Here is a 15,947-nt window from a genome sequence, read left to right as displayed (position 1 = left end):
AAAGGTGCCAGTAATCGCTGGCACGATCGGAGGGTAGAGCAGAACCGTACCGGCCGGTAGGGGGTGCGCACTGCCTAAACTGCCTGCCGTGGAGGCGACGAGGGCAGCGCGGGGGCAGCGAGAGCCCGGGGAACAGCCGGCGGGGACCGCCCCGGGCCCGGACACCCGGGAGTACCGGGCCGAGGAGTTGGCCCAGGCGGCCGGCATCACCCCCCGTACGCTCCGCTTCTACCGCGAGCGCCGACTGCTCCCGCCGCCGCGTCGCGCCGGCCGGGTGGCCTGGTTCAACGAACAGCACCTGGAACGGCTGCGCACCATCGCCGCGTTGCTGGCCCGCGGCCACACCCTGGGCGGCATCGCCGAGATCCTCACCGCACTCGCCTCCGGCCGGGACTCCGGCACCGCCCGGCTGTTGGGCGTGCACGAGCCGCAGCCCTGGGCCGAGGAGGAGCAGGTCCGGCTGAGCGCCCGCGAGTTGGCAGACCACTACGCCGGCGAGACGGACCCGGAGAACGTCGCCCTGGCGATGGAGATCGGCTACCTGCGCCCGGACGGCGAGGCCGTCGTGCACGTCAGCCGCGACCTGTTGGAGGCGTCCTCGGCGCTGGTCAGGGAGGGCATCCCGCTGGCCATCCTGCTGGCGGCGGGGCGCGAGCTGCGCGCGCACGCCGACGCGCTGGCCGAGGTCTTCACCGAGGTGCTGCGCCGCCAAGTGCTGCCCGAGGTGCTGGGCGAGGGCCGCGCGGAGCGCGGCGCGCCCGCCTCCGAGACGGACATCGCGCGGCTCACCGAGGCCCTGGAGCGGCTCCGCCCGCTGGCCAAGAAGGCGGTCTACGCGGAGGTCTCGCTGGCCCTCGACCGCCGCCTGCGCGCCGAACTCGACCCCCCACCGCCCCCGCCGGCCTGACGACCGGACCGCGGCCGACCCGGCGGGCCCGGGCCGATCCGGGCGAGCGGCTACGGGCGCTCCGGGGTTCCGGCGGCGGGCGCGCCCCGAGGGGGCGAGGACCCCGCGTCGGCCGGGCCGGTCATGGACATCAACCCGCGCAGCCCCTCGCCCAGCACCGCCTCGTCCACCGGGCCGAAGAGCGCGCGCTGCAGCAGGAAGCCCTGCGCGCTGGCGGCCAGCGCCCGCGCGACCGCCTCCGGCGCCACGTCCGGGCGCATCCGGCCCTGCCGCTGGTAGGTGGCCACGATCCGGGACCAGAGGCCGAGCAGGGCGGCGAAGTTCTCCTGGAAGGTGACGCGCAGCTCCGGGTTGCGCAGCGTCTCGGACCAGACCTGGAGCAGCATCGGCGCCGGCACCACCAGCCGCTTCGCGACCCGGCCCAGCGCCTCGGCCAGCAACGCGTCGGGCGGTGGCGGGTCGTCGGACTCGGCGGAGCGCCGGAAGCACTCCCGCACGGTGGCCAGCACATCGCCGGCCAGCGCCGCGATGATCGCGTCCTTGCTGGGGAAGTACCGGTAGACCGCGCCCGCCGAGAGGCCGGTCTCCCGCAGCACGTCCTGCATCGAGGTGCCGTGGAAGCCGTCGCGCGCGAAACAGCGCGCCGCCCCGTCGAGGATCTGCCGCCGACGGGCCGCGAGGTGTTCCTGGGATACGCGCGCCATGGCGACCCAGCCTAAAACGAACGTTCCTTCTTGACAACCGCGCCGAGCCGTGCGCACCGTTACGGAAAAGAACGAACAATCATTCTCTTTACGGAGGCTCGGTGTGAGCACACCAGCGCGGCTCTCCCCCACCCCCCGGCCGGACGGCCCGTCCGGCGCCCGGCCCCTGCTCCTCGTGATCATCGGTGTCCCCCTGCTGATCGGCTTCGTGCTGTGGGCCTTCGCCTGGCCCAGCGCCCGCAGCGAGCCGCACCAGCTACCGGTGGGGCTGGTCGGCTCGTCGGCGGAGGCCACCGCCCTGGCCGGCGAGCGGCTGGCCGGCCAGGGTGACGCCTTCGAGGTGCGGGAGTACCAGGACGAGGCCGCCGCCCGGCGGGCGATCGAGGAGCGCGAGGTCTACGGCGCCTTCGTGCTGACCGACACCGGCCAGCCCGAGGTGCTGACCGCCTCGGCGGGCGGCGCCGCCGTGTCCCAGCTGCTGGTGGGCGCGGCCCAGGCGCAGGCCCCCGACGGGGTCCAGGTGACCGTCACCGACGTGGTGCCGGCGCCGGCGGGCGACCCGCGCGGAGCCGCGTTCGGCGCCAGCCTGTTGCCGCTGGTGATGGCCGGGATCGCCACCGGGGCGCTGCTCACCGTGAGCGGACTGCGCGGCGGGCGGGCCCTGGCCGCGCTGCTCGGCGCGGCGGTGCTGGCCGGGAGCGTGGCCACCCTGATCGCCCGCGACTGGCTGGGCGCGCTGGCCGGCGACTGGTGGCAGGTGGCGGGCGTGCTCGGGCTGCTGGTGGCGGCCGGTGGGGCGACCGTCGCCGGGCTGGCCGCGCTGCTCGGCCGGGCCGGCATCGGGGTGGGCGCGCTGCTGCTGATGCTGTTGGGCAACCCCTGGTCGGGCGCGGCCTCGGCGCCCGAGCTGCTACCGGTGCCGGTGGGCGACCTGGGTCAGCTGCTGCCGGCCGGGGCGGGCGCCAGCCTGCTCCGCTCGGTCGCCTTCTTCGACGGGCACGCCGCCGGCTTCCCGCTGCTGGTGCTGTTCGGCTGGCTGGCCCTGGGGGCGGCCGCCGTGCTGGTGGGCGGGCGGCGGGCCGGCGCGGCGTCGGCGGCCCGGCCGGCGGGCGCCGCGGTGCCGGCGGCCGCGCCGGCGCCAGCCGGCTGAGCCGACGGGCGGGTCAGGCGTCCGGCAGCAGCGACTTGCTGAAGCAGCGGCTCTTCGGGGAGTCACGGTAGACGCCGAAGTGCTCCTCACGGGGCAGCATCCGGTAGCCGCTGCTGGCGTAGAGGTTCATCGCCTCCGGCTGTTCGGTGCCGGTCTCCAGCACCATCCGGAGCCGGCCGGCCCGCCGGGCGTCGTCCTCCAGCCTGGCCAGCACCCGGCGGGCCAGGCCGAGCCCCCTGGCCTCGGCGACCACGTACATGCGCTTGATCTCGGCGTCCCCGTCGCGGTAGCCCTCGGCGTCGCCGGTGTCCCGGCCGCGCCAGCCGCCGGTGCCGACGGGGCGCCCCAGCGGGTCGTAGACCAGCAGGTAGAGGCCACGCGGCGGGTCGAACATCGCCGGCGCCAGCGGGGTCACATCGCCGACGTCCCCGTAGCGCTCCGCGTACTCCGCCTGCACCGCGTCATTGAGCTTTCGGGCATCGGGATGATCAAAACGGGTCACGACCAACTCCATGCTGGTCATCGTACGAAATGGCACGACAGTGCGGTTTCGGTTGCCTACGATCCGGCCATGCCCCCAGCCAAGGACATCCCGTCGCCCGCCGCGTCGAGCGGTCCGCCCAGCTACCAGTGGCGTGGCCGGTTTCACAACGCGGAGGCCGAGGAACTGCACGCGGAGGGCTTCGGCCACGCCGTCGAGGCCCAGCGTGACTGGTGGGGCCGGTTCAACCGGCACAGCCTCGGCTGGGTCTGTGCCAGGCGCCCGTCGGGCCCGCTGGTCGGGCTGGTCAACGTCGCCTGGGACGGCGCCGGCCACGCGTTCCTGCTGGACACGGTGGTGGCGCGGGCGGAGCGCGGCCGTGGCGTCGGCCGGGAGCTGGTGCGGCACGCGGTGGCGGGCGCCAGGGCCGCCGGCTGCGCGTGGCTGCACGTCGACTACGAGCCCGGCCTCGGCGCCTTCTACGACGCCTCGTTGGGCTTCCGGCCCACCGAGGCGGGCCTGATCGGGCTGCGCTGAGGGCCCCGGCGCCGGCCCGCGCCGCCGGGGCCGGGGGCCCGGGCGGCGGGGCGGCGGCGCCGTCCGGTCAGAGCCCGTTGGCGCGGGTGATCTCCGCGTACCAGCGGCCGGAGTCCTTCAGGGTCCTGACCTGGGTCTCGTAGTCCACGTGCACCAGGCCGAACCGCTTGCTGTAGCCGTAGGCCCACTCGAAGTTGTCCAGCAGGCTCCACACGAAGTAGCCGCGCAGGTCGACCCCCTCGCTGAGGGCGCGGTGGGCGGCGGCGAAGTGGCCCTCCAGGTAGGCGCGGCGCCCCTCGTCCCGCACCCGGCCGTCCGCGTCCACCACGTCGTCGAAGGCCGCGCCGTTCTCCGTGACGTACAGCGGCGGCGCGTCGTACTCCCGCCACACCCGGGTGAGCGTCTCGTAGAGCCCGTCCGGGTCGATCTCCCAGCCCATCGCCGTCACCGGCAGCCCGCGCTTGACGAACTCCACGTCCTCGGAGCCCACCCAGGTGGAGGGGGCGCCGCTGGCGGTGCCGGCGCGCACCACGTGCCGGGTGTAGTAGTTGACGCCGAGGAAGTCCAGCGGGGTGTTGACGACCGCCAGGTCGCCGTCCCGGACATGGCCGAAGTCCAGCACCGGGGCGAGGTCGGCGACCACGTCCTCCGGGTAGGAACCGCGCAGCACCGGGTCCAGGAAGATCCGGTTCATCAGCCCGTCGATGCGGCGGGCCGCGTCCCGGTCGGCGTCGCTGTCGGTGACCGAGTCCACCGGGTAGAGGTTGACGGTCAGCCCCAGCTGCTCCGCGCCCCGCTCCCGGAGCGCGCGGACCGCGAGACCGTGCCCCAGCAGCAGGTGGTGGGCGGCCCGCACGGCGGCCGGCCCCTCGGTGCGGCCGGGCGCGTGGTGGCCGTTGGCGTAGCCGAGGAACGCCGAGCACCAGGGCTCGTTGAGGGTGGTCCAGTCCTTGATCCGGTCGCCGAGCCGCTCGTGGATCGCCACCGCGTACTCGGCGAAGCGCTCGGCGGTGTCCCGGGCCGGCCAGCCGCCCGCGTCCTCCAGCGGCTGCGGCAGGTCCCAGTGGTAGAGGGTGACCCAGGGCTGGATGCCGCGCTCCAGCAGCCCGTCGACCAGCCGGCTGTAGAAGTCGACGCCCTCGGTGTTGAGCTGGCCGCGTCCCTCGGGCTGGATGCGGGGCCAGGCGAGGGAGAAGCGGTAGTGCGAGATCCCGAGGTCGGCCATCAGCGAGATGTCCTCGGGGTACCGGTGGTAGTGGTCGTCGGCGACGTCGCCGGTGTCGCCGCCGACGGTCCGGCCCGGGGTGTGGGAGAACGTGTCCCAGATGGACGGTCCGCGCCCGCCTTCGTGCGCGGCCCCCTCCACCTGGTAGCTGGCGGTCGCGGAGCCCCAGACGAAGCCCTCGGGGAAGCGCACCTGGGAGAGGTCCCGGGGGGCGGTGGCGGACTGCTTGGCAGAGGTCATGAGATGACTGTTCCTGGTCGTTCTAGTTCGTTCAGTTTTGCCAGTGGTCGGCGGGGGCCGCCAACTGGTGGAGCGTGGGCCACAGTTCCTCCGGTATGGGCCAGCGGCTCAGCTCCAGGGTCTCGGCCACCCGCTCGGGGCGGGTGACGCCGATCACGGTGGCGGCGATCCTCGGGTCACGGGTGGAGAACTGGATGGCGGCGGCCGGCAGCGGCACCTCGTGCGCGGCGCACAGCTCCGCGATCTCCCGCGCCCGGTCCAGCACGGCACGGTCGGCCACGGAGTACGCGTACCGGTCCTGCCGCCCCGGCCCCCTGGCCAGCAGCCCGCCACCGAACGGCGCCGCGTTGACCACCGCGACCCCGGCGGCCCACGCCGCGTCGATCAGCCGCTCGGCCGAACGGTCCAGCAGCGTCCAGCGATTGTGGGTGAGCACCACCTCGAACGCGCCGGTGCCGAGGTAGCGCCGCAGCAGGTCGACCGGCCCGCCGGCCACCCCGATGTGCCGGGCCAGGCCCTCCTCCTGGATGCGGAGCAGCTCCGCGACCGGCCCGTCGGACGCCATCCCCTGCTCGAAGGAGATGCGCTCCGGGTCGTGCAGGTACAGCAGCGGCACCCGGTCGACGCCGAGCCGCGTCAGGCTGCTCTCCAGTGAACGGCGCACCGCGGCACCGGAGAAGTCGCCGGTCGCCGGGTCCGGGTCGACCTTGGTGGCCAGCACGAACCCCGGCGGCGGCCCGCCCACCTCGGCCAGCGCGGTGCCGATGATCCGCTCGCTGCGGCCGTCCCCGTAGCCGGCCGAGGTGTCCAGGAAACCGACCGGGCCGGCCAGTACGGCGCGCACCGTGGCCACCGCCCGCTCCTCGGGCACGTCGTAGCCGAACACCTCGGGCATGCTCGCCAACCCGCTGCCGCCGAAGCAGATCTCCGGCACCCGCAGGCTGGTACGGCCCAGCTGACGCAGCGGGAACACGTCCCCCGGGGCGCTCATCGGACCGCCACCTGACGCAGCGGGACCCCGTCCGGGTCGATGTCACGGCCGGTCTCGGCGGCCAGGCCGAGGGCCCGCAGGCCACGCCGGTCCAGCGCCGGGTCGGGCGCCGGCCGGGTGGCCTCCGTGAAGGAGAACACCTCCAACACCGCGTCGCCCGCCTGGAGGTAGTCGATCACGAAACCCCTCGGATCCTGGTCATGGACCAGCCGCCCGATCACCGGGTAGCCCAACTGGTCACGGTAGTAGGCCAACGTCGTGTCCAACTCGGCCGCGGTGATCGCCACATGGTCGAAGGCCGGGCCGGCCGTCGCCGGCCGGGCCTCGGCGGACCGCCGCTCCCGGGCGGCCAACTCCGGGGTGGCCACCTCGTGGTAGGTCAGATGGCCGTCGATGATCTCCAGGAGCGTCCCGTCCGGGTCGGTGAAGAAGGCCAGGTTGACGTCGCCGACGGCGGCCACCGGCTCCAGGGTGAAGCGAACACCGGCCGAGCGCAGCCGCTCGGCCTGCCGGTGCACGTCGCCGACCTTCAGCCCGAAGTGCCGCAGGCCGCGCTGGAGATCGTCCCCGAGCCAGCCGCCCAGCGGGCCGCCGGCGGCCGGCTCGTCCGCCCTGACCACCAGCTTCACCAGGGCGGCGCCGGCGGAGAGCCAGTGCGTGTCGGCGGCGGGCGGTTCGGGGGCCGCGTCGACCGGGCGCAGGCCGAGCACCCCCCGGTAGAAGTCGAGGGAACGTTCGGCGTCGCTGACGCCGATCTCCACGTAGGCCATTCCGGGCGAGGTTCCGGAGGTGGCCCCTGAGGTGTGGGGCATGCTCGGGGGGTTCCTTTCTGGGGCGCGCCCGGGCTCCGCGTCGAACCCGGACCACGCGACGTCGAGGGGCGTCCCGGCGACGGACCGCCTAGGCGTCCGCCGATACGCGATGATGATCGGCAGAAAGGACATTCTGTTCGAGGCGTGGCCGAACCGCCAGGGCGGGTCCGCCCAGCGGACGGTCCACCGGCCCTCGTTCGTCCAGCCGAACGGGCGGGCAGGACGGGACGGCGGCGGGTTCGGGCGGGTTCGGGCGGGTTCGGGCGCGGTGGCGCGCCGCGCGCCCAGGCGCTGCGGCGCCCAGGCGCTGCGGCGCTCACACGCTCCGGCGCTCAGGCGTTACGGCACTCGGGCGTTACGGCACACAGGCGGTTCGGGGCCGTCTCAGTGGGGCGGGCGGTAGTTCTCCGCCTTGTCGAGGATGGCTGTGAACCGTTCCCACTGGGCGGCACCCTCGGCGGTCGGCCCCACGGTGAAGTCCTCCGGGTCCAGGAAGTCCAGTCTCTCCCGCGTGGCCGGGTCCAGGTCCCGCCACGCGGCCTCATCCTGCGGTGACCGAGCCACAGTCTTCGCACACCCAGTTGCCGTTGTTGAGTCGGCGACCCTCATCCGAGCCACACGAAGGACATTCCACCGGCGCCCCCTCACAGGCTCCACACGCTTCCCCACACCCGACGCGGGCTCCGACTGTAGCGTGCGGCACGCCGGCCCGGCAGCCCCGCGCGGCCGGCCCCGCGCACGCCGGGGGGCGCCCAACTCACCACGCACAACGGCGAGTCGGAGCGGGCCGGCACCGGCGGGGCGCGCCTTGCTCCGGGGGGCGCCGGTGCGGCCCGCCGGCGGCGCGCCCGCGCCGGGCCGATCCCCGCCCGCTCCGCTCCGTCCCCCTCCGATCCCGTCCGGTCCCAGGCGGCATTCGAATGGCCGAGAACCGGACACGCAGTCGGTGCCGATCATTCCCGAAACGGCTCCGCGCCGGCCCTGAACCGACAGGACCGGCGCGGAAACCGCCTTGACCGAACATGAACGCGCGCAAGGGCGACCGGCGTTCGGGGCCGGCGCCCCTCGAATCAGCTGATCCTGGTCAACCGCGCGCCGAAGCCGGGCTCGCTGAGGTCCTCGGCCAACGCGACCGGCACCTCTACCCGTTCGTCCCCCTCACCGACCGCCAGGGTGCCCACCTCCGTGCCGGCCGCCCCGGACCCCGGCACGCCGTCCGCCCGCTCGTGCAGCTCAAGCCGCACCTCAAGGCCCGGCCAGCCGACCGCCGGCAGGTCCTCGGTGATCACCAACGGCACGCCGCCGCCCAGCCCGTCGTCCACCTCGCCGACCACCTCACCGGCCGGCAGCAGCGGCTCGCTGACCAACTCGGCCTGCGCGAAGCGCATCAACGCGTCACCGGCGGACAGCGCGCCGGTCAGGATCGAGTTGTCCGACGGGTGCGGCGGCTGGGCCAGCACCGCGCCCACGATCAGCCGGGGGGTGCCGCCGACCTCCTGCTCGGCCGCGAACATCAGGTTCCCGCCGGCGGCCGTGGTGGTGCCGGTCTTGATCCCGACGACGCCGTTCATCGGCACCAGATGATTCCAGTTGTAGTGCGTCCGACCGTTGCTGTCCTCGTAGTTCGGCATCCGGACCACCTCGCGGAAGAACGGGTCCCGCATGACCGCCTCGGCCAGCCTCACCTGGTCGGCGGCCGTGCTCACCGTCTCCGGCCGCAGCCCGCTCGGGTCGGTGTACACGGTGTCCGCCATGCCCAGCTCGGCGGCGGCCTCGTTCATCTTCTCGACGAAGGCCTCCTCCGAGCCCGCGTCCCAACGGGCCAGCAGCCTGGCCACGTTGTTGGCCGAGGCGATCATGATCGCCTCGATCGCCTCCCGCTGGGTCAGCTCGGTGCCCGCCTCCACCTCGACGGTGGACTCGTTGTCCGCGCTCAACCCGGCGTCTTCCTCGGCCTGTTGGTCCACCGGGATCATGGCGCCGTCGGTCCCGGGCTCCATCGGGTGGTCACGGAGGACCACGTAGGCCGTCATCACCTTGGCCACCGAGGCGATCGGCACCGGCTCCTGCTCACCCGAGGAACCGAACGAACCGAGCCCCGCCACGTTCAGCTGCGCCTGCCCCTGCGCCGGCCACGGCACCTCGCCCAACTCACCGTCGAAGGTGAAGGTCTCGGACGCGGTCAGCTCAAGACTCGGCTCGGGCAGCGGCCGCAGCGACTGCGCGACCACGAAGATGATCATCACCAGGACAGCCAGCGGTGTCCAGATCTTCACCCGGCGCACCAGCGTGCGCATGGGAGTGGGCGGCGGCGCGGGCTTGTTGGTGAGCGCCGCGAGCAGCTCCAGCGGATCGCGGTCGGCGTCCGCCGGCGGCGGCGCCTGCTCCGGCATCGGCGGCACGGCCGGGCCGGCGGCGGGCTCGGCCGGCGCCGGTTCCGCCGCGGGCGCGGGGGCTTCGGCTGGCCTGGGCGGCGCCGGGCGGTCCGCGCCCGCCGCCGGCTTGGCCAGCGGCGGCTGGTCCGGCTTCGCCGGGGCGGCCTCCGGCGCCGCCGCCGGCTCGTCGGGCACGGTGTCCGAAGCAGCCGGCTTGGTCGTGGGTTTGGCCGGTTCCGTTGCGGGTTTGGCCGGTTCGGCGTCGGCTCCGGTGGGTTCGGGAACGGCCGGCTTGGCACTGCCGGAGGCCGACGCGCCCGGTTCCGGCGCCGGCTCGCCCCCGTCGTCGCCTTCGTCGTCCTCCGCCGCGGTGCCCTTCGCGGCGTTCTCGTCGACCGGCTTCCTCGGGTCGACCGGGCCCCTGGGCACGGTCTCCCCGAGCGAGGAGTCGTCGCCGGGCACCGGCAACACCGCCGTGGTGGCGGGCGTCCGGTCGCCACTCCCCTCGTCGTCGGAGTCCGCCTCGGAGTCCGCCTCGGAGTCGGAGTCCGCGGGCAGCGGCAGCATCGCCGTCGCGTCGGCGTCACCGTCCCCGGCCGCGTTCTCCTTCCCCGCCGGCTCCTCGTCCGGCTTCTCAGCCGGCCTCTCAGCCGAGTCCTCGTCCGCGGGCAGGCGCAGCACGGTCGTGCCCCGGTCACCGGCGTCAGCCGGCACCCGCAGCTCCGTGGTCAGCCGGTCTCCCACCGCCGCGTCGGAGGCGGGCAGCCGCAACATCGCCGTCGCGTCGGCGTCACCGTCCCCGGCCTTACCGCCCGCGTCCGCGGCCTCGTCCGCGTCCGCGTCGTCCCCCTCGCCGGCCTCGTCGTCCGCCGCGCTGTCCGCCGCGGCGTCGGAAGCGCGGCCCGCTCCGGTCCCCGCGGGCTCCGCCGCCGCCCGCACGCCCGGGTCCTCGTCCTCGTCCTCGTCCGCGTCCTCGGCCGCGATCTTGTCCGTGTCGGGCGCCGGCACCCGCAGCTCCGTGGTCAGCCGGTCCCCCGCCGCCTCGTCGGAGGCGGGCAGCCGCAACATCGTGGTGGCCTCGTCGGTCGCCGGCTCGTCCTCGGCCTCGTCGTCGGCCTCTCCCCCGTCGTCCGACCGCGACGCGGCCCGCTCCGCTATCCCTCGGCTCCCCGCGGCCGGCTCGGCGCTCCCGTCCGGGCGCGCACCGGCCGCACCGTTCTCGCCGCCCGTGGCGTCCGCGGCACCGCGCCCGCTCCCGCCGTCCCGCTCGGGCCTGTTCTCCGCGCTCTCCTCCGAACCCCCGCCGCCCCCCTGGGCGTCGTCCTGGGCCGCCTCGGCGGCGGCCTCTCCCCTGTCGTCCCCGGGAACCTTCGCGTCCTGTGGAACCCTTCCGGGGTTCTCAGACGTCTTCTCCGATGACTCTTGCTCCCGCTCCCGATCCGACCTGTCCGGGGACTCGCCCGACACCCATGCCTCCTCGCAACGACCCTTGAATGAACCGGCTGCTGGTCCCTACCAGTTTGCCGGGTCCTGTGCACCTCGGTACGCCATGCCCGCGTCGACTCCTTCGCGCCGCCTACCCTCCAGGACGTTAACGACATATCTACGGGTTCCACACCAAAGCGACCACGCACTCTCGACAGAACAATGTGAGAGGCGTCACCCTGTCTTTCATCCACGCGGGGAGGCATGGATGGGCAGGAGTCGTAGGACCATTCCAGAGGAGCTACTGCTTCTCGCTTTGGACCCGACCACGGGTACCACGGCGCAGCCGCAGTCGCTCGACCTCGGCCTGGCCGGAGCGCAGCTCGTCGAGCTGGCCCTGGCAGGCCGGATAGCCCCTGATGGGGACCGAATAGCCGTGGTGCTGCCGCGGCCGACCGGAGATCCGACCCTGGACTCCGCGCTGGAGTTGCTGCGCAGACGCGGCTCTCCGGTGCGTGCGGTCCACTGGATCGGCGGGCCCAGACTCGGGCTCCGCCAGACCTATCTCTCACATCTGGAACGCTGCGGCATGGTGCACGCGGTGGAGAACCAGATGTGCGGAGTGCTGCCGACGACCCGGTATCAGGCGACGGATACGGCGGTCAGCAGGCAGATCCGGGCTCGGCTGGACACCGCGATCCGCACCGGGACGCCCCCGGACGCCAGGACCGCCGCCCTCGCGGCGCTGGCGCACTCGGTCGGCCTCGGCAAGCACCTGTATCCCGGGAACGAGGGGCGGTCGTCACGCTCCAGGCTCCGGGATCTGATCCGGCACGATCCGATGGGTGGGCTCGTCGCTCACGCTGTCATGGACGTGCAGAACGGGGTGGCGGGACAGGCCGCCGCCGCACGGCGCTCACAGCCCCAGAGCGCCGGCGCACGCCCCCCAGGGCGCGCGCCGGCGGGCGCGGCGATGAGCGTGGTCGGGCAGTCTCAGCCGGTTTCCGACCAGGGCAGGCGGAGAGGAGTGACCCGAGCCGCGGTACGCCCTTCGCTGTCGCACTAGCGCTTTCACAGTGACCTCACCGGGAGCCGCATAGCGGGCGCGGGGTGTGGTGACGGGCGGTTCGCCGCTCGACACCACACCCCGCGCTCGTGACCGCGCACCCTCTGTCGCGAATCTGTCGCGAAACGCCAGCGGACGTACCGGGCCGGGTGGCAGGCTGCAAGGCAGCGGCGATCACCGTGGTCGCCCGGGCATCGACGGAGGGGCACGCGTGTCGGGGAACGTCAATCCGACTGTTCGGAGACGCCGGTTAGGGCAGGAGCTGCGCAGACTCCGCGAGGACCGGCAGATGACCGCCGAGGAGGTCGCTGACCGGCTGTTGGTGTCCCAGTCCAAGATCAGCCGGCTGGAGAACGGCCGCCGCAGCATCAGCCCACGGGACGTGCGCGACCTCTGCGGGGTCTACGAGGTCGAGGACGCCAAGCTGGTCGAGTCGCTGATGCAGATGGCGAAGGAGTCCCGCCAGCAGGGTTGGTGGCACGCGTTCGCCGAGTTGTCACCGAGCTACAGCGTCTACATCGGGCTGGAGGCCGAGGCCTCCTCGCTGCGGGTGTACGAACCCCAGGTGATGCCAGGCCTGTTGCAGACGCCGGCGTACGCCGCCGCCGTGATATCGGGAGCGCTGCCGGAGGTCAGCCAGGAGGAGGTGGCCAGCCGGGTGCAGGTGCGGCTGCGCCGCCAGCAGCGGATCTGGGAGGACCGCACCCCGCTCCGGCTGTGGGCGGTGGTGGACGAGTCGGCCCTGCGGCGGGCGATCGGCGGCGCGGCGACCATGGCGGAGCAGCTCCGGCACCTGGAGGAGTGTTCCCAGCTGCCGCATGTCACGCTCCAGGTGATGCCGTTCTCCGCCGGCGCGCACCCCGGCGTGAACGGGCAGTACACGATCATGGAGTTCTCCGAGGCGGCCGACACCACGGTCATCTACCTGGAGGGCGGCACCAACGACCTGTACCTGGAGAAGCCGCACGACGTGCAGCACTACAGCATCATGTACGAGCACCTGCGGGCCCAGGCGTACAGCCCGGACCAGACCCGGCTCTTCGTGCGCCAACTCATCGAGGAGTTCGACCGACAGCCGACCGACTGACGGACGCCGGGCCGCCGGCCACCACCGCCGGGCAGGCCATCGAAACCGCCTGACTTTACACCCCAACTAGCAACTCTTTAAGGGAAGTTGGGAATTAATCACTCACCCTGATGAAACGGGGCCGAGGTCACCCCGGTCGGACAGTACGGTCGCGGCGTTCCCTGTTGAGACGTCAAGACCCGGAGTTGGCATGGCAATTGAGCACGGCAAGACGCGAGTCTGGACCCGTTCCTCGCACTCGGCCGGCCAGGGCGCCTGTGTGGAGGTGCGCCTCCCCGCCCAGGACCGGCTGGCGGTGCGCGACTCGAAGGCTCCCGCCGGGCCGCGCCTGGGCTTCCCCACGGGGTCCTGGTCCACCTTCCTGGACACCGTGCGGCCGTCCCAGAGCCGGCCGGACTGATCAACCCCGGCGTCCCCCGACCCCGACCCCGGGGACAGGGGTGCGCGAAGGCCCGGCGGCGCGGGGCACGGGCGACGCCCCGGCCCGGTCGGGTCGGGTTGGGTTGGGCGCACCCACCAGGCTGGCGGGCGTCCCGGAATCGCGGGGGCGTTCCGGGGCGTCCGCCCTCGGCCGCGCGCCGTGGGTGCGATGGCGAGGCACCGGGGCTGCCCCTACCCTGACAAACAGGGAGGTGCCATGCCCCAGTCACCTGAACCACCCACGCCAGACGAACCACCCGAATCGGGCGAGCAGCGCCACACGGAGCTCCCGACACCGGACCGGCTGCTGCACACCGGGGCCGAGGGACCGATCGATCCGGAGGACCTGGTGCGACTCAGCGGGCGGGAACCCACACCCGAGCTGATCGAGGAGGCCAGAGTACTGCTGGCCGAGGAGGGCCCGGCCGCCATCGAGCGTTACCTGCCCTGAGCCGCCCCGCCCCCGCCACTCCCGCCCCGGCTGCCGCCCGGGACGGCCCGGCACGCCCACGGCCGCCGGGGGCCGCCCGGGCACGATCGCCCGACCCGTCCTGGAATGAACGGCCGCCCGGCCGGGTTGCCGCCTTTCGGGAGCCCGCGGGCTCCCGACCACGGACAGTCGATCTGGGAGGCGAGCAGGGTGACCGAGGGCGCCGAGAGCAGGGCACGCGGCGGGCGCGACGAGATTCGGGGAGTGCGCCGGGGCCGCGCGCCCGTGCCGCTCTCCGTGCTCGATCTGGCCACCGTGGGCGCGGGCCACACGGCGCGGGAGGCCCTGGAGGCCACCACCCGGCTGGCCCGCCTCGCCGAACGGCGGGGCTTCCACCGGTTCTGGGTCGCCGAGCACCACTCGATGCCGGGCGTGGCCAGCTCCTCGCCGGCGGTCATCCTGGCGCGGCTGACCGCGCACACCGAGCGGATCCGGCTGGGCTCCGGCGGCGTGATGCTGCCCAACCACCCGCCGCTGGTGATCGCCGAGCAGTTCGGCACCCTGGAGGCGCTGGCCCCGGGGCGGATCGACCTGGGGCTGGGGCGTGCGCCGGGCAGCGACGGCGCCACCGCCGCCGCGCTGCGCCGGGGGCGCGAGGACGGCCCCGACGAGTTCCCCAGCCAGCTTTCGGAGTTGATCCGCTTCCTGGACGACGACTACCCCGACGGCCACCCGTACGGTCGGGTGCACGCGGTGCCGGGGCCGGTGCAGGCGAGCGCCGCCGGCGGGGTGCAGTCACCGGCCCGCCCGCCGGTGTGGCTGCTGGGCTCGTCCGGGTTCAGCGCCCGGCTGGCCGGCCAGCTGGGGCTGCCGTTCGCCTTCGCGCACCACTTCTCGGCGGCCAACACCCTCCCGGCGCTCGACCTCTACCGGTCGGCGTTCCGCCCCTCGGCGGTGCTGGACGAGCCGTACGCGCTGATCGGGGTCTCCGCGCTGGCCGCCGAGGACGCCGCGGCGGCGCAGGCGCAGATCCTCACCGGGGCGCTGTCCATGATCCGGCTCCGCACCGGCCGGCCGGGGCTGGTGCCGACGGCCGAGGAGGCCGCCGCCTACCCGTTCACGCCGATGGAGCGGGAGTTCGTCGACGAGTGGCTGGGCAACATCGTCTACGGCACGCCGGAGCAGGTCAGCAAGGGACTCGACGAGCTGGCCGAGCGCACCGGCGCGCAGGAGTTGATGCTCACGGCCAACGCCCACAGCATCGAGGCCAGGGTGCGCAGCTACGAGCTGATCGCGGACGCGTACGAGCTGCCCCAGCTGTCCGCGGACTGAGTCGGGCGACCGCCGCGGTCGCCGCTCCGGGCCGTGAGGCGGCTAGTTCTCCCGGCCCGGGGCGGGCGGAGCGGCCTGGAGCAGCGGCCGGGCCAGCTCCGCGGCGTCCTGGGTGTAGCCGGTGATGCGCAGTCGGCCGCCGTCGCGCAGCCGCACCCGAAGATCAATGTCATTACCCATGGCATATGCCAAAGGCGCCCGGGTCTTCCGCTGCCGTACCGAAGCGACGTCCGCCCAGCGGATCACCCGCTCCTGACCGGCCCGCCGGTGGACGAGGCCGCCCTGGTACCTGACGAAGACCTCGCCCTCGCCACGCAGGAGGTCGACCAGCCGGGCCACCCCGAAACCGAGCCCGACCAGGCCGATGCCCAACACGGACCCGGGCAGCACGTTCGATCCGGTAGTGCTGTCGTCGTGGTCGAAGGTGGCCAGCAGAATGGGCACGCCGGCGGCGACTCCGACCACTCCGACCAGCAGCGACCAGACCACGGCGGTGCGCCGGCGCGCGTTGTCCGTGGGGTGCTCGCGAACGCGCGCCCCCAGGGTGTGCTCCCAGCCGGCGTGCTCCATGTCGCCCCGTCTCCTGGCGCCGGGCCGCTCCCGGACTCCGCAGCTATCCATCCCCGGCCGCTCACCTGGGAAACCAGCCGAACCCCCGGGCGAGTCCCGCGCACCCGTAGGAGGGCCCCGGGTATCTCCGCCTGACATATGCCACTGTGTTGAAAGTGTGAGACGCAATTGCATCCGGCTCCCGGCTGCTTGGAT

16 protein-coding genes are annotated in these 15,947 nt (G+C 73.9%); 8 read left to right on the top strand and 8 right to left on the bottom strand.

Going from position 1 to position 15,947, the window contains the following annotated elements:
- Positions 1-88 precede the first annotated feature (88 nt).
- Positions 89-907: a MerR family transcriptional regulator gene (locus RM844_RS18625; protein ID WP_311668386.1), complete on the top strand. Its 819-nt coding sequence runs from the start codon at positions 89-91 to the stop codon at positions 905-907.
- Between the two features lie 50 nt (positions 908-957).
- On the opposite strand, the gene RM844_RS18620 is transcribed toward RM844_RS18625, so the two are convergent.
- Positions 958-1,611, bottom strand: coding sequence for a TetR/AcrR family transcriptional regulator (locus RM844_RS18620; RefSeq protein ID WP_311668385.1), 654 nt, complete (start codon positions 1,609-1,611; stop codon positions 958-960).
- A 103-nt stretch (positions 1,612-1,714) separates the two neighbouring features.
- On the opposite strand from RM844_RS18620, the gene RM844_RS18615 reads away from it, so the two are divergent.
- A complete protein-coding gene (locus RM844_RS18615; RefSeq protein ID WP_311668384.1) occupies positions 1,715-2,761 on the top strand; it encodes an ABC transporter permease in 1,047 nt (348 codons plus the stop codon).
- Between the two features lie 13 nt (positions 2,762-2,774).
- On the opposite strand, the gene RM844_RS18610 is transcribed toward RM844_RS18615, so the two are convergent.
- The gene (locus tag RM844_RS18610; protein WP_311668383.1) at positions 2,775-3,275 is read right to left on the bottom strand and encodes a GNAT family N-acetyltransferase; all 501 of its coding nucleotides are present in this window, start codon (positions 3,273-3,275) and stop codon (positions 2,775-2,777) included.
- 57 nt (positions 3,276-3,332) lie between these two features.
- Here RM844_RS18610 and RM844_RS18605 point away from each other — a divergent pair, with 57 nt between their 5' ends.
- Positions 3,333-3,779, top strand: coding sequence for a GNAT family N-acetyltransferase (locus RM844_RS18605; protein ID WP_311668382.1), 447 nt, complete (start codon positions 3,333-3,335; stop codon positions 3,777-3,779).
- A 67-nt stretch (positions 3,780-3,846) separates the two neighbouring features.
- Here RM844_RS18605 and RM844_RS18600 read toward each other — a convergent pair whose 3' ends face one another.
- The 5 genes from RM844_RS18600 to RM844_RS18580 all read right to left on the bottom strand — a co-directional run bounded on the left by RM844_RS18600 (position 3,847) and on the right by RM844_RS18580 (position 10,889).
- Positions 3,847-5,244, bottom strand: coding sequence for a GH1 family beta-glucosidase (locus tag RM844_RS18600; RefSeq protein WP_311668381.1), 1,398 nt, complete (start codon positions 5,242-5,244; stop codon positions 3,847-3,849).
- Between the two features lie 31 nt (positions 5,245-5,275).
- The gene (locus RM844_RS18595) at positions 5,276-6,235 is read right to left on the bottom strand and encodes an aldo/keto reductase (protein WP_311668380.1); all 960 of its coding nucleotides are present in this window, start codon (positions 6,233-6,235) and stop codon (positions 5,276-5,278) included.
- Complete coding sequence (locus RM844_RS18590; RefSeq protein WP_311668379.1) at positions 6,232-7,047, bottom strand: VOC family protein; 816 nt, start codon at positions 7,045-7,047, stop codon at positions 6,232-6,234. Before RM844_RS18590 ends, RM844_RS18595 begins: the two co-directional genes overlap by 4 nt.
- A gap of 384 nt (positions 7,048-7,431) precedes the next feature.
- Positions 7,432-7,611, bottom strand: coding sequence for a hypothetical protein (locus tag RM844_RS18585; RefSeq protein ID WP_311668378.1), 180 nt, complete (start codon positions 7,609-7,611; stop codon positions 7,432-7,434).
- 506 nt (positions 7,612-8,117) lie between these two features.
- The gene (locus tag RM844_RS18580; protein WP_311668377.1) at positions 8,118-10,889 is read right to left on the bottom strand and encodes a D-alanyl-D-alanine carboxypeptidase; all 2,772 of its coding nucleotides are present in this window, start codon (positions 10,887-10,889) and stop codon (positions 8,118-8,120) included.
- A 226-nt stretch (positions 10,890-11,115) separates the two neighbouring features.
- On the opposite strand from RM844_RS18580, the gene RM844_RS18575 reads away from it, so the two are divergent.
- From RM844_RS18575 to RM844_RS18555, 5 genes are all read left to right on the top strand, one after another.
- On the top strand, positions 11,116-11,913 hold the full coding sequence (locus RM844_RS18575; RefSeq protein ID WP_311668376.1) for a GOLPH3/VPS74 family protein: 798 nt from the start codon (positions 11,116-11,118) through the stop codon (positions 11,911-11,913).
- Between the two features lie 211 nt (positions 11,914-12,124).
- Positions 12,125-13,000, top strand: a complete 876-nt coding sequence (locus RM844_RS18570) for a helix-turn-helix domain-containing protein (protein WP_311668375.1) — start codon at positions 12,125-12,127, stop codon at positions 12,998-13,000.
- Positions 13,001-13,190: 190 nt separating this feature from the next.
- Positions 13,191-13,400, top strand: coding sequence for a DUF397 domain-containing protein (locus tag RM844_RS18565; RefSeq protein WP_311668374.1), 210 nt, complete (start codon positions 13,191-13,193; stop codon positions 13,398-13,400).
- Between the two features lie 237 nt (positions 13,401-13,637).
- Positions 13,638-13,871 (top strand): hypothetical protein, encoded by a 234-nt coding sequence (locus RM844_RS18560; RefSeq protein ID WP_311668373.1) that lies wholly within the window; start codon positions 13,638-13,640, stop codon positions 13,869-13,871.
- Positions 13,872-14,060: 189 nt separating this feature from the next.
- Complete coding sequence (locus RM844_RS18555; RefSeq protein WP_311668372.1) at positions 14,061-15,182, top strand: LLM class flavin-dependent oxidoreductase; 1,122 nt, start codon at positions 14,061-14,063, stop codon at positions 15,180-15,182.
- A gap of 42 nt (positions 15,183-15,224) precedes the next feature.
- On the opposite strand, the gene RM844_RS18550 is transcribed toward RM844_RS18555, so the two are convergent.
- Positions 15,225-15,803 carry a hypothetical protein gene (locus RM844_RS18550; RefSeq protein WP_311668371.1) on the bottom strand — a complete coding sequence of 193 codons (579 nt, stop codon included), beginning with the start codon at positions 15,801-15,803 and terminating at the stop codon, positions 15,225-15,227.
- Positions 15,804-15,947: the final 144 nt, after the last annotated feature.

It is taken from the genome of Streptomyces chisholmiae, assembly GCF_031845445.1.
GTDB classification, from domain to species: domain Bacteria; phylum Actinomycetota; class Actinomycetes; order Streptomycetales; family Streptomycetaceae; genus Streptomyces; species Streptomyces chisholmiae.
Note: the sequence above shows the minus strand (reverse complement) of the source record. Positions and strands in the feature narration are given on the sequence as shown.

Excerpts from the sequence above, each read along its gene's own strand:
- RM844_RS18620 (WP_311668385.1), bottom strand. The coding sequence starts at position 1,611 with ATGGCGCGCGTATCCCAGGAACACCTCGCGGCCCGTCGGCGGCAGATC.
- RM844_RS18610 (WP_311668383.1), bottom strand. The coding sequence starts at position 3,275 with ATGGAGTTGGTCGTGACCCGTTTTGATCATCCCGATGCCCGAAAGCTC.
- RM844_RS18605 (WP_311668382.1), top strand. The coding sequence starts at position 3,333 with ATGCCCCCAGCCAAGGACATCCCGTCGCCCGCCGCGTCGAGCGGTCCG.
- RM844_RS18600 (WP_311668381.1), bottom strand. The coding sequence starts at position 5,244 with ATGACCTCTGCCAAGCAGTCCGCCACCGCCCCCCGGGACCTCTCCCAG.
- RM844_RS18595 (WP_311668380.1), bottom strand. The coding sequence starts at position 6,235 with ATGAGCGCCCCGGGGGACGTGTTCCCGCTGCGTCAGCTGGGCCGTACC.
- RM844_RS18590 (WP_311668379.1), bottom strand. The coding sequence starts at position 7,047 with ATGCCCCACACCTCAGGGGCCACCTCCGGAACCTCGCCCGGAATGGCC.
- RM844_RS18575 (WP_311668376.1), top strand. The coding sequence starts at position 11,116 with ATGGGCAGGAGTCGTAGGACCATTCCAGAGGAGCTACTGCTTCTCGCT.
- RM844_RS18565 (WP_311668374.1), top strand. The coding sequence starts at position 13,191 with ATGGCAATTGAGCACGGCAAGACGCGAGTCTGGACCCGTTCCTCGCAC.
- RM844_RS18560 (WP_311668373.1), top strand. The coding sequence starts at position 13,638 with ATGCCCCAGTCACCTGAACCACCCACGCCAGACGAACCACCCGAATCG.
- RM844_RS18550 (WP_311668371.1), bottom strand. The coding sequence starts at position 15,803 with ATGGATAGCTGCGGAGTCCGGGAGCGGCCCGGCGCCAGGAGACGGGGC.